Genomic DNA, 12991 nt, shown 5'->3' with positions numbered 1-12991 from the left:
ACCACAGACCCAGCCCCTTGCGCGACACCGGTGGCCGGTGTGAAAGCCCTGGTCCTGGCGGGCGGCACAGGCAGCAGACTGCGGCCCTTCACCCACACACGCGCCAAACAGCTCCTGCCCATCGCCAACAAACCCGTCCTCGCCTACGCCCTGCAGGCCATCGCCGAGGCGGGAATCGAGGAGGTGGGTGTCGTGGTCGGCGGCCACGCCGACGACATCCGCCAGGTGCTCGGTGACGGGGCGGCGTTCGGCGTGCGGGTGACCTACCTGCACCAGCCGGCACCGCTCGGCCTCGCGCACGCGGTGCTGCTCGCCCGGGACTTCCTCGGCGCCGACGACTTCCTGCTCTACCTCGGGGACAACTACCTGGAGGACGGTGTCAGCGGCTTCGTGCGCCGCGCCGCGGAGGGCAGCGACGCCGCACGGCTGCTGCTCACCCCGGTGCCCGACCCGAGCGCCTTCGGCGTCGCCGAGGTCGGCGCCGACGGGCTGGTCCGGCGCCTGGAGGAGAAACCCGAGCACCCGGCCAGCGACCTGGCGCTCATCGGCGTCTACGCCTTCTCCCCGGCCGTGCACGACGCGGTGCGCGCCATCCGGCCCTCCGGCCGCGGCGAGCTGGAGATCACCCACGCGGTGCAGTGGATGATCGACCGGGGCCTGGCCGTGCGCGCCGAGACGACGACCCGGCCCTGGCGCGACACCGGCAGCGTCGACGACATGCTGGAGGCCAACCGGCACGTCCTGGACCGGATCGAGGGCCGCGTCGACGGCAAGGTCGACCCGCACAGCGTGCTGGTGGGCCGGGTCCGTGTCGAGGAGGGGGCCGTCGTCAGGGGGTCGCGTATCGTCGGCCCCGTGGTGATCGGGGCGGGAGCCGTCGTCAGCAACTCCAGCGTCGGCCCCTACACCGCCATCGCCGAGGACTGCCGGATCGAGGACAGCGCGATCGGCTACTCCGTGCTCCTGCGGGGCGCGTGTGTGGAGGGCGCCGCCCGGATCGAGCAGTCACTCATCGGCCGCGAGGCGACCGTGGCCGCGGCGCCCCGGCTCCCGCAGGCCCACCGTCTCGTCATCGGCGACCACAGCAAGGTGCAGTTGTACTCATGACATCCCGCGTTCTCGTCACCGGAGGAGCCGGCTTCATCGGCTCCGCCTACGTCCGCACACTGCTCGGCCCGGCAGGCCCGCCCGGCGTCGAGGTGACCGTGCTCGACAAACTCACCTACGCCGGCAGCCTCACCCGCCTCGACGCGGTCCGCGGGGACGGCCGGCTCACCTTCGTCGAGGGCGACGTGTGCGACCCGGCGACCGTGCGGAAGCTGGCCGCCGGGCACGACGACATCGTGCACTTCGCGGCCGAGTCCCACGTGGACCGCTCGATCGAGGACGGCTCCGGCTTCACCCGCACCAACGTCGTCGGCACCCAGACCCTCCTCGACGCCGCCCTGCGGCACGGCGTGCGCACCTTCGTGCAGATCTCCACCGACGAGGTCTACGGCTCGCTTCCCGAGGGCGCCGCCCTGGAGGACGACCCGCTGCGGCCCAGCTCGCCCTACGCGGCCTCCAAGGCCGCGGCCGACCTCATCGCGCTCGCCCACCACCACACCCACGGCCTCGACGTCCGGGTGACCCGCTGCACCAACAACTTCGGTCCCTACCAGCACCCCGAGAAGGTCATCCCGCGCTTCGTGACCGCGCTGCTGACCGGCGGGAACCTGCCGGTGTACGGCGACGGCGCGCAGGTGCGCGACTGGCTGCACGTGGACGACCACGTGCACGCGGTGGAACTGGTGCGCACGGGCGGCCGGCCCGGCCGCGTCTACAACATCGGCGGCGGCACCGCGCTGACCAACCTGGACCTCGCGCACCGCCTGCTCGAACGGTGCGGCGCGGGCCCCGACCGCATCACGCACGTCACCGACCGCCCGGGGCACGACCGCCGGTACGCCGTCGACCACGGGCGGATCACCGCGGAACTCGGCTACCGGCCCCGCGTCGGCTTCGACGCCGCGCTGACCGGGACGGTGGACTGGTACCGCGCCCACCGCTCGTGGTGGGAGCCGTTGCTGACCTCGTCCTGATCAGGACCGGGGAAGAACGGGGGAGAGGGGGAGACAGAAGCCGAAGGAGGGAGGGGTGGGGGGACTGGGGTACTCCGGCCGGCCGGCCGGGCGCGTGGGGGTGACCCGGCGGCTGACCGGCGGACCAACCCCCCGACCGGGGGCCGGAGTTCGACGAACGTAGCACCGTTGAAATTTTTGCGAAAGGTCTTGCGGCGTTCTACGGGCGTCGATCGCCTGATGAACGGTGTTTTCCGCGGGAGGGGTTGACCCACGGTAATGCGGCGCCGTACGTTCTCGGCCGCAATCTCTTGCAGCAAGAAACATCGGCGGCAAGAGTCACACGGCCTTCTCCGGCACGGCGCGTTGCCACTCGAGGCTGCTGCTCCGGTATCACCCCACCCCACGAACTGGAGAAACCATGGCCAGAAAGACCGTGGCCGCTGCACTCGCCGCCCTGGCGGGAGCCGCTGTGGCCGTCACGGCACCCACGCCCGCCCAGGCCGCGGCGCCGGGCGGCAAGGACGTCACCGCGGTGATGTTCGAGTGGAACTTCGCCTCCGTCGCCAAAGCCTGCACGGACGAGCTGGGCCCCGACGGGTACGGATACGTTCAGGTCTCCCCGCCGAACGAGCACATCCAGGGAAGTTCCTGGTGGACGGCGTACCAGCCGGTCAGCTACAAGATCGGCACCAAGCTCGGCGACCGCGCCGCGTTCAGGAGCATGGTCGACACCTGCCACGCCGCCGGCGTGAAGGTGGTCGCGGACACCGTGATCAACCACATGGCCAACGCCTCCGGCACCGGCACCGCGGGATCGCCCTTCAGCAAGTACGACTACCCGGGCACGTACTCCGCCGCCGACATGGACGACTGCACCTCGCCGGTCACCAATTACGCGGACCGCTGGAACGTCCAGCACTGCGAGATGGGCGGCCTGCCCGACCTCGACACCGGTGAGGAGTACGTCCGCAAGACCATCGCCGGGTACATGAACGACCTGCTCTCCCTCGGCGTCGACGGCTTCCGCATCGACGCGGCCAAGCACATCCCCGAGGACGACCTCGCCGACATCAAGTCCCGGCTGACCTCCCCCGGCGTCTACTGGAAGCAGGAGACGATCGGCGCGGCCGGCGAGGCGGTGCAGCCGCCCGAGTACTACGGCACCGGCGACGTCCAGGAGTTCAACTACGCCTACGACCTCAAGCGCGTCTTCAACAACGAGAAGCTCTCGGAGCTGAAGAACTTCGGCGAGGACTGGGGCCTGGTCCGCTCCGACAAGGCCTCCGTGTTCGTCACCAACCACGACACCGAGCGCAACGGCGGCACCCTCACCTACAAGGACGGCGCCAACTACACCCTCGCGCACGTCTTCATGCTGGCCTGGCCCTACGGGTCGCCCGACGTCCACTCCGGCTACGAGTTCAGCGACAAGGACGCCGGCGGCCCGAACAACGGGCAGGTCGACGCCTGTTACACCGGCGGCTGGAAGTGCGAGCACGCCTGGCGCGAGATCGCGAGCATGGTCAAGCTCCGCAACACCGCCGCCGGGACCGCGGTGACCAACTGGTGGGACAACGGCGGCAACCAGATCGCCTTCGGCCGCGGTGACAAGGCGTACGTCGCCATCAACCACGAGGGCTCCGCGCTGACCCGCACCTTCCAGACCTCCCTGCCGGCCGGCGACTACTGCGACGTGCAGAGCGGCAAGGGCGTCACCGTGAACTCCTCCGGACAGTTCACCGCCACGCTCGGCGCGAACTCCGCGCTCGCCCTGCACGTCGGCGCGAAGACCTGCGGCGGCTCCGGCAACGGCCCCGGTGACGGCGGCAGCACCGCCACCGGGGCCTCCTTCCAGGTCAACGCCACCACCCAGTGGGGCCAGAACATCTACGTCACCGGAGACAACGCCGCCCTCGGCAGCTGGAACACCGCGAACGCCCTGAAGCTGGACCCCGCGAGCTACCCCGTGTGGAAGCTGGACGTCCCCCTGCCCGCGGGCACGGCCTTCCAGTACAAGTACATCCGCAAGGACGCGAGCGGCAACGTCACCTGGGAGAGCGGCGCCAACCGCACCGCCACCGTCGGCACCGGCGGCCTGCTCGCCCTGAACGACACCTGGCGCGGCTGACCGCCGTACAGCAGGAAGCCGCCCGCCCGGGCGGCCGACCGCCGCACGGCACGAGCCGCCACCAGGTCCCGGCACGGGCCGGTGCCCCCGCAGCGAGGGGGACACCGGCCCGTGTGCCCGTACCGAGAAGAGGAGAGACCTCACGTGGCCGGCACCGTCCGCCGTAACACAACCGCCCTGGCCCTCGCCCTGTCCGCCGCACTGCTGCCGCCCCTGGCGCCCCCGGCCTCGGCCGCGAGCCCGGCCGCCCCCGCGGCCGCACTGCCGCCCGCGCCCCCGGCCCCGCCCTCGGACGCCCGGCTCGCCGCACAGTCCGCCCGCCCGGCCGACAGCAGGGAGCAGTTCTACCTCCTGCTGCCCGACCGGTTCGCCGACGGTTCCCCGGCCAACGACCGCGGCGGCCTGACCGGCGACCGCCTCACCACCGGGTACGACCCCACCGACAAGGACTTCTTCCAGGGCGGCGACCTGCGCGGCGTCATCGACCGCCTCGACTACGTCAAGGGCCTGGGCACCACCGCCATCTGGCTCGCCCCGGTGTTCCGCAACAAGCCCGTCACCGTACGCGACGGCCACGCCACCGCGAACTACCACGGCTACGCCATCACCGACTTCACCCGCGTCGACCCGCACTTCGGCACCGAGGCCGACCTGACCGAACTCATCGACAAGGCCCACCGCAAGGGCATGAAGGTCTTCTTCGACGTCATCACCAACCACACCGCCGACACCATCGACTACGCCGAACAGGCCTACGGCTACCGCAGCAAGGGCGCCTACCCCTACCTCGACACCAGCGGCCGCCCCTTCGACGACGCGCAGGGCATGCGGCCCACCGACGCGGCCGGCGCCCCCTACACCCCCCGCCCCTCCACCGACCCCGCGGACCGCAAGGTCCCCGCCTGGCTCGACGACCCGGCGATGTACCACAACCGCGGCAACTCCGCCTTCGCCGGGGAGAGCGCCCTCTACGGCGACTTCCAGGGCATGGACGACCTGTGGACCGAACGCCCCGAGGTCGTCCGCGGAATGGAGAAGATCTACGAGAAGTGGGTCAGGGACTACCAGGTGGACGGCTTCCGCGTCGACACCGCCAAGAACGTCGGCATGGACTTCTGGACCCAGTGGGCCGGCGCGCTCGACCGCTACGCCGCACAGCACGGACGCCCGCACTTCTTCCTCTTCGGCGAGGCCTTCTCCGCCGACCCCGCCATCACCGCCCCCTACGTCACCCAGGGCCGGCTCGACTCCACCCTCGACTTCCCCTTCCAGGCCGCCGCCCGCAACTTCGCCTCCCGCGGCGGCCCCGCCGACGACCTCGCCCACGTCTTCGCCCAGGACTACCGCTACGGCACCGACAAGACCAACGCCTACAGCCAGGTCACCTTCCTCGGCAGCCACGACATGGGCCGCATCGGCACCTTCCTCGCCCAGGACAACCCCGGCGCCGACGACGCGGAACTGCTGCGCCGCGACCGCCTCGCCCACGAGCTGATGTTCCTCTCCCGCGGCAACCCGGTGGTCTACTCCGGTGACGAACAGGGCTTCACCGGGGCGGGCGGAGACGTCGACGCCCGCCAGACGATGTTCGCCTCCCGCGTGCCCGACTACCTCGACGACGACGAGATCGGCACCGACCGCACCGCCGCCTCGGACTCCTACGACACCGCCCACCCCCTCTACCGGGCCATCGCGGACCTCTCCCGGCTCACCCGGCGCCACCCCGCGCTGCGCGACGGCGTCCAGACCGAGCGGTACGCCCAGGGCTCCGTGTACGCCGTCACCCGCACCGGCCTCCAGGAGCAGCGCCCCTACCTCGTCGCGTTCAACAACGCGGACCGGGCGAAGACCGTCACCGTCCCGACCGGCACCGCGAACACGGAGTTCCGGGCGCTGTACGGCACCACCGGCGCCGTGCGCGGCGGCGCGGACGGCAAGGTCACCGTAACCGTACCGGCCTGGTCCTCGGTCGTGTTCCGGGCGGCGAAGCGGCTGCCCGCACCCGCGGCCCGCCCCGCCCTCACGCTGCACGCCCCGGCCGCCGGAGCGAACGGCACCGTGGAGATCAGCGCGGACACCGGCGGCGGGGAACTCGACCGCGTCGTCTTCGCCGCCCAGACCGGCAGCGGCGCATGGCGGACGCTCGGCACCGCCGACCACGCCCCCTACACGATCACCCAGCACCTGCCCGCCGACGTGGCCGCCGGAACCCCCCTGCGGTACAAGGCGGTCGTCGTCGACCGCGCCGGACGCACCGCGAGCGCCCTGGCGTCCACCACCGCGGGCGCCGCCCCGGCGGCCGCGAGACCGACGGCGGCCCGCCACCGCGCCGTCGTCCACTACCACCGCGCCGACGGCGACTACACCGGCCTCACCCTGCGCACCGCCGACGGCCGCACCGCACAGTTCACCGGCCGCGACGCCTACGGCGCCTTCGCCTGGTTCGAACCGGCCGCCGGCACCACCGCGGTCCGATTCACCGTCGAGCGGAACGGCACCGCCGACGGACCCGCGCGCACCCTGGACTTCGCCGCCGCGGCCGAGGTGTGGACCGCCCAGGGCAGCGACACCGTGGAGGCGGCCCGGCCCACCGGCGCCTACCCGCCGCAGGACCCGGCCACGGCGGTCATCCACTACCACCGCGCGGACGGCGACTACACCGGCTGGGGCCTGCACGCCTGGACGGGCGCCGCCCACCCGCCGGAGTGGAACGACCCCATCCGGCCGGTCGGCCAGGACTCCTTCGGCCTCGTCTTCGAGGTCCCGCTGACCGCCCACGCGGGCTCCCTCAGCTACATCCTGCACAAGAAGGAGGAGAAGGACGTCCCCGTCGACGAGGCCCTCGACTTCTCCCTGTACGGGCACGAGGTGTGGCGGGTGGCAGGCGACCCGGCCTACCTGGCCCCGTCGCTCGCCGGCGCCTTCGGCCTGGACCTGACCGCCTCCGCCGCGACCTGGCTCGACGACACGACCGTCGTCTGGCAGGGCACCGGCACGGGCGTCGCCAGCCAGCAGCTCGTCTACGCCCCGCACGGCGGCATCACCGTCCAGGACGGCGCGCTGTCCGACGAGGGGTACTGGCTGCGCCTGGTCCCCACCACCCTGACCACGGCGCAACGGGCCGCCCACCCGCGGTACGCGGACCAGCAGGCCTTCACCGTCGACCCGCGCGACCGCGGCCGGATCGCCGACGCACGGGCCGCCGCCCAGGTCATCGCGACCCAGCGCGCCGACGACGGCGCCCTGCTCGCCGCCACCACGGTCCGGCGCCCCTGACCGCGCACCCCTGGCGCCCCGACCGCTCAGCCCTCCGCGTCCCCTGACCGCTCACCCCTCGGCGTCCACGCCACGGTGGCGGGACGCCAGGGGCACGCGCCGCCCCCTTCCCCGCCCGGCCCGCCCGCCGGAGCCGCCCGGCGGGGAAGGGCACGGGGTCCCGGGTCGAGTCCGGTGCGCCGCCACAGCCGTCCGCTCTCGTACCAGTGGTCGACACCGAACTGCGAGAGGCGGCGCGCCCAGATGCGGTCGCGCCGCGTGTCCAGCAACCGGGCCGCCTCGGCGTAGCCGACGTCCCGTACGGGCAGCGGCAGCCCGTACGCCCCGGCGACCCAGGTCGCCAGCTCCCGCACCGTCACCGGCACGGGATGGTTCGCGTGGAAGACCTCGCCGCCCGGGCGCGGGCGCCAGGCCGTGGTGGCCAGCGCGGCGAGGGGGCGGGCGAGGCAGTCCGCGGTGGCGACCGACACCCGGGCGCGTCCGCCGTCGATCCAGGCGGGCAGCCGGGTGAGCAGCTCGGCCAGGGCCGGGGCCACCCAGGCGTCGCCGGGGCCGACGACGAGGTGCGGGCGCAGGACGACACCGTCCGCGGCCAGGACCTCCCGCTCGGCCTGGAGCCGGGTCCGCCCGGTCACCGACGCGGGCGAAAGCTCCGGCCCGTCCTCTCCCGCGCCCCGGTGGACGCCGTCGCGGTAGACGGCCGACGTACTGAGCTGGACGATCCGGCCGACCCCGGCGCGGCGGGCCTCGGCGAGCAGCGCCCGGGTGCCGTGCACGTTGACCTCGGCGCACCGCCGCCAGTCGCCGCCGATGCGGGAGGCGAGGTGGAGGACGGTGTGCACGCCCTCGCACAGACCGCGCACGCTCGCCGGATCGGCCAGGTCTCCGGTGACGACCTCGAGACCGCCGCGGGTGACGGCGGCTTCGAGGCCACCGCTCGTGCTGCCTCCCGGGCCGGCGTCCGTCCGGTCGCCGGTCCGCAGGGCCGTGCGGTGGGTCAGGACCCGCATCGGCGTGCCGCCGGGCCGGGCGAGCAGCGCCGCCACGACCCGGCTGCCGACGAAGCCGGTGGCGCCGGTGACCAGCACCCGTGCCGGGGCGCCGGACGGACCGCCGTGGTCCTCCCGGCGCCCCGGTCCCGGCACCTCAGTCCTCCAGCAGGTGCGCCAGGTCACCCAGCGCGGCACGGATCTGGTCCGTGGTGATGTCGCCCAGGCGCAGCACCCGGAACGGCACGGTGGCGGCGGTCACGATGGTGGAGGAGGCCGTGGTGCCCTGGTGGCCGCCCTTGACGACCATGTCGACGGCCTGGCCGATCTGCTCTACGGCCAGATCCAGGTCGACCAGGACGCCGTCGGCCTGTCCGGACAGGTTGGCCGAGGTCATCGCCACCGGCCGGCCGGTGGTCTCGATCAGCCGCTGGACGGTCGGGTTGGACAGGCAGCCGATGGCCACGGTCGGCCCGCCGCACACCAGGTGGTCGGGGATGCGGGTGTTGCGCGGCAGCACGATGTTGAACGGGCCGGGCCAGAACGCGTCGGTCAGCCGCCGGACGGCCTCGCGCAGCGCCTCGGGCACCTGCGTGTACTCCTGCCACTCCTGCGGGTGGCGCACGAACAGCGTCAGCGGGGAGGTCGGCGGGCGGCGCTTGATGGCGAAGGCGCGCTCGACGGCCGCGCTGTTCCACGGGTCCATGGTCAGCGCCAGGTTGGTGTCGGACGGTGCGACCACCACACCGCCGTTGCGGACCAGCTCGCCCGCGATCTGCAGGTTGCGTTCGGTCGGGGCGACCACGTTGGCGTCGGCCGGGATCGTCGTCATGGTGTCGTTCTCCTGTGTTCCGATGGTGTGTTGCGCTTCTGAAGGTGTGTGTCGCGCGTCCGCGGGTGTGTGACGTGGTTCCGCGGGTGCGTGTCGTGATGGTGGAGACGCCGGTGGCCGTGCTGCCCTGACGGGGTGTCAGGGCTGGCGTCCCCGGGGGTTCACTTGGTGAGGCGTGTGGCCGCGTCCACCACCTCGAACCGGCGGGGCACTTCCACCGCCCGCAGCCGTCCCCGGCACCAGCGGCGCAGGGCCGCCGGGTCGACGTCCGCCGCCCCGGGCCGGGGCAGGATGCGGGCGGCCAGCACCGCCGGGTCGTCCGCCGCCGGAGCCACCCGGGCCGCGCCGACGTCCGGATGCTCGCCCAGCACCCGCTCGACCAGCCCCAGGTAGACCTTCTCGCCGGCCACCGCGGCCACCCGCCGGGACCGGCCGACCAGCCGGATCCCCCCGTCCGCGAGCCGCTCGCCCAGATCGCCGGTGGGTACCTCGGTACCGGCCGCGTACGGCACGAACAGCCCGTCCCGGTAGGTCCCGAGCTGCGCGGTCGGGGTGTGCACGACCAGTTCCCCGATGCCGTCGCGGGCCTGCGGCGAGGACCGCAGCTCCAGGCGTACGCCCGGCAGCGGCGCACCGAGGCCCTCCGGGGCGCCGCCCGCGCCCAGGGCGTTGGTGGCGACCCGGGGACCCGCCTCGGTCAGCCCGTAGGTCGTGAAGACCTCGGCACCGCCGCGGCGGCGCAGCTCACCGAGCGCCGTGCCGCCCAGCCGGTCGCCGCCGACGGTCACCTGCCGCAGCGACCCGGGCAGCGGCCGGCCGCCGTCCAGGACCCGCATCAGCAGATGGGGGGTGAGCGCGGTGTGCGTCGTCCCGGTCTCCCGCGCCGTATCGAACCAGTTCGCCGTGGCGAACGGCGGCTCGATCAGTGTGAGTCCCATGCCCCGGGCGAGCACGCCGAGCACCCCGCACACGAAGGCCGACGAGAAGAACATCGACTGGGACAGGAGGTAACGGGCCTCCGGTCCGGGTGAGCCGACGCTCTCCCAGTGCATCGCGGCGTTGCGCAGCAGTGCCGCCCTGCGGTGCACGACGGCCTTCGGCAGCCCCGTACTGCCCGAGGTGGCCAGGACCAGCGCGGGCTCCCCGCCGGGCAGGGCGCCCGCCGGGTCCGGGTGCACCGCACGGTCCGCGGCGGCCGGGCCGCCCCCGTCCAGACGGGCCAGGACGGAACCGGCGGAGGACCGCACCGTGACCGCGTCCGCCCCCCACACCCGGGCGACGGCCGGGGTCAGCCGCCCGGCGCGCGCCCCGGTGGCCCGCGCCAGGATGCGGTAGCCCTCCGGCGCCAGAGTGTCCGACAGCAGTACGGGCACCAGACCGAGTTCCCACACGGCAGCGACGTCCAGCAGCGTGCCGAGCCTGCTGCCGGTGGCCACGATCACCCGCTCGCCCACAGCCGCGCCCAGCCCGGCCCACTCCCCGGCCCGCGCCTCCACCAGGGCGCACAGGTCGGCGGAGGTCAGCACCCGGGTGCCGGACATGGTGCGTTCGGTGACGGAGGCCAGCGGATGGATCCAGCCCGCGGCCGTCCGGTCGGCCGCGGCGGACCCGCTCGTCAGGAGTGCGCTCACCGGACACCCGCCAGAACGCGCCCGGCCCGTCCGGCCGGACGGCCGAGCAGCGGGGCCACCCGGCCGACGGCCGCCAGATCTTCGGCGCCGAGCCCCTCCTGGGCCGCGCGCTCGACGAACAGCAGGCGCGGGTCGAGCCGTACCGCACCGCCCGGACCCTGTGCCCCGGCAGACCGCTGCGCACCGCCGGCAGTGTCCCCGCCGTCCCCGCCGTGCGCGGCCGCGCCGCGCCGCACCGCCGTGAGGACCGCGAGGCCCTCGCCCGACGGCAGCCACGTGACGTGTCCCGCGTACGCGCTGTCCACGGCGCCCGACGCCAGCCGCAGCGCGGCCAGCAGCAGCGCCCCGTCCAGCGTCGCGCGCCGCCCGGCGAGCACCACCGACGGCCCCTGCGCGGGCAGGCACCGGGCGACGCTCTGCGCCACGATGTTGTACCCGGAGACGGAGAACGCGGCGGGGGAGCGCCGCCCGGCCGCCAGCGCCCCGGTGAACTGCCGTACGGAGGCCTGGTTGCCGCGCCGGGAACTGATGAACACCCCGCGCGAGAAGGCGTCCCCGCCCGGCGGATGCGCCTCGGCCAGTGCGGTGGCGGCCAGTTCGCCCAGCCGCGAGGCCGGGTCGCGCCGGCCGCGCAGGTCGCCCGGGGCCACCTCGCGGATCTCCGCGCCCGCCGGGAGCAGGTCCGCGAGCCGCGCCGCGTGCCCCGCCGTGGCGAGGACGACGGCGGACGTCAGCTCGTACGCCCCCTCCAGTGCCGTGAACGTCAGTGCGGTCATGTCACATCACCTCCTGAGTGCTGACGGTGGCCGAGTACCAGGTCCGGCCGCCGACCGAGAGCCGGGTCTCCACGACGGACAGCCGCCCCGAGCGCACGACGCGCGCGTGGAGCAGCGCGGCCGGGCCGGCCCCGCCGGGGAACGGACCGTCGGCAGCGGCCGTCCCGTCCCCGCCGGCCGTGCAGTGGTGCTCCGGGTGCGTGCGCAGGCCGGCGACCTTCGCGGGCACGTTGCGCCGCACCCCGCGCACCCGCGCCGCGAGCCGGCAGGCGATCTGGTGCAGCGCCTCCGCCGCGATCAGCTGCCGCGCCGCGCCCGGCACCCCGGCCGGTACGCGCAGGGCGGCGCGGCCGGTGGAACCGGTCACGGTCAGCGGACCGCACAGGTCGAGGAACCACCCCGTGCCCGGCTCACCCATGGCCGTCGTCACCCGGCCAGGTGCCCATCACGTTGTACCCGGCGTCGACGTACACGGTCTCGCCGGTGACGCCCGAGGACAGGTCGCTGAGCAGGTAGAGCGCGGTGCCCGCCACGTCGTCGGAGGTGATGGCCCGCCCCAGCGGGCTGCGCCGGGCGCGCTGGGCCATCGAGGTGGTGAAGTTGGGCAGTCCGAAGGTGGCCAGGGTGCGCATCGGTCCGGCCGACAGGACGTTCACCCGGGTGCCGGACGGGCCGAGTTCGGCCGCCAGGTAGCGGGCGGAGGACTCCAGCGCGGCCTTGGCGACGCCGAGCACGTTGTAGCCGTGGCACACCCGCTCGGCGCCCAGGTAGGACAGGGTGAGCACCGACGCGCCGGGTGTCAGATGGGGACGCAGGGCGCCGGTCAGGCCGATGAGCGAGTAGACGGAGGACTCCATGGCGTGCGCGAAGCCCTGCCGGCTGGTGCCGGCCAGGCCGCCGGCCAGTTCGTCCTTGTCGGCGTGGGCGACCGCGTGCACGACGAAGTCGATGCCGCCGTGCCGGGCCGCGAACTCGGCGCACACCCGCTCCATGTCGCCGTCCGCCAGCGCGTCGCACTGCGCGAGGTAGGCGTCCTCGCCGGGCAGCCGGGTCACCGCGCGCTCCAGCCACTTGCCCGCGCCGGGGCTGCGGTAGGTGAAGCCCAGCTCGGCGCCCTCGTCGGCCAGGCGCCGGGCGATGGCCCAGGCGATGGAGCGCTGGTTGACGACGCCGAGGACCAGTCCCCGGCGCCCGGCCATGAGCCCGCGGCCGGGCCGTTCGGCGACGGCGGTCGCCGGACCGCCCTGTGTGTCAAGGTCGTTCATGTTCTTTCTCCCTCACTGGGTGTCGCCGGGC

Annotated in this window: 10 protein-coding genes; 4 read left to right on the top strand and 6 right to left on the bottom strand. The window is 74.1% G+C overall.

Annotation, left to right across the window (positions count from 1 at the left end; all coding sequences use genetic code 11):
• The first annotated feature begins 39 nt into the window (after nucleotides 1-39).
• From AC6I72_RS34870 to AC6I72_RS34855, 4 genes are all read left to right on the top strand, one after another.
• On the top strand, nucleotides 40-1107 hold the full coding sequence (locus AC6I72_RS34870) for a glucose-1-phosphate thymidylyltransferase (RefSeq protein ID WP_498006439.1): 1068 nt from the start codon (nucleotides 40-42) through the stop codon (nucleotides 1105-1107).
• Nucleotides 1104-2081 carry a dTDP-glucose 4,6-dehydratase gene (gene rfbB / locus AC6I72_RS34865; RefSeq protein WP_498005464.1) on the top strand — a complete coding sequence of 326 codons (978 nt, stop codon included), beginning with the start codon at nucleotides 1104-1106 and terminating at the stop codon, nucleotides 2079-2081. The genes AC6I72_RS34870 and rfbB overlap by 4 nt, the downstream gene beginning before the upstream one ends.
• Before the next feature lie 400 nt (nucleotides 2082-2481).
• Nucleotides 2482-4191 (top strand): carbohydrate-binding module family 20 domain-containing protein, encoded by a 1710-nt coding sequence (locus tag AC6I72_RS34860; RefSeq protein WP_498005463.1) that lies wholly within the window; start codon nucleotides 2482-2484, stop codon nucleotides 4189-4191.
• Between the two features lie 144 nt (nucleotides 4192-4335).
• A complete protein-coding gene (locus AC6I72_RS34855) occupies nucleotides 4336-7467 on the top strand; it encodes an alpha-amylase family glycosyl hydrolase (protein WP_498005462.1) in 3132 nt (1043 codons plus the stop codon).
• Between the two features lie 26 nt (nucleotides 7468-7493).
• Here the strand turns inward: AC6I72_RS34855 and AC6I72_RS34850 are convergent, their stop codons facing one another.
• From AC6I72_RS34850 to AC6I72_RS34825, 6 genes are all read right to left on the bottom strand, one after another.
• Nucleotides 7494-8612 carry an NAD-dependent epimerase/dehydratase family protein gene (locus AC6I72_RS34850; RefSeq protein ID WP_498005461.1) on the bottom strand — a complete coding sequence of 373 codons (1119 nt, stop codon included), beginning with the start codon at nucleotides 8610-8612 and terminating at the stop codon, nucleotides 7494-7496.
• 1 nt (nucleotide 8613) lies between these two features.
• Nucleotides 8614-9288, bottom strand: a complete 675-nt coding sequence (locus tag AC6I72_RS34845; RefSeq protein WP_498005460.1) for an L-threonylcarbamoyladenylate synthase — start codon at nucleotides 9286-9288, stop codon at nucleotides 8614-8616.
• A 161-nt stretch (nucleotides 9289-9449) separates the two neighbouring features.
• Nucleotides 9450-10919 carry a class I adenylate-forming enzyme family protein gene (locus tag AC6I72_RS34840; RefSeq protein WP_498005459.1) on the bottom strand — a complete coding sequence of 490 codons (1470 nt, stop codon included), beginning with the start codon at nucleotides 10917-10919 and terminating at the stop codon, nucleotides 9450-9452.
• Complete coding sequence (locus tag AC6I72_RS34835; RefSeq protein ID WP_498005458.1) at nucleotides 10916-11695, bottom strand: hypothetical protein; 780 nt, start codon at nucleotides 11693-11695, stop codon at nucleotides 10916-10918. Before AC6I72_RS34835 ends, AC6I72_RS34840 begins: the two co-directional genes overlap by 4 nt.
• Before the next feature lies 1 nt (nucleotide 11696).
• On the bottom strand, nucleotides 11697-12113 hold the full coding sequence (locus tag AC6I72_RS34830; protein WP_498005457.1) for a hypothetical protein: 417 nt from the start codon (nucleotides 12111-12113) through the stop codon (nucleotides 11697-11699).
• Nucleotides 12106-12960 (bottom strand): enoyl-ACP reductase FabI, encoded by an 855-nt coding sequence (locus AC6I72_RS34825; RefSeq protein WP_498005456.1) that lies wholly within the window; start codon nucleotides 12958-12960, stop codon nucleotides 12106-12108. Before AC6I72_RS34825 ends, AC6I72_RS34830 begins: the two co-directional genes overlap by 8 nt.
• Nucleotides 12961-12991: the final 31 nt, after the last annotated feature.

This window comes from Streptomyces sp. Xyl84 (assembly GCF_059731885.1).
This window is presented reverse-complemented; position numbering and strand designations above follow the sequence as displayed.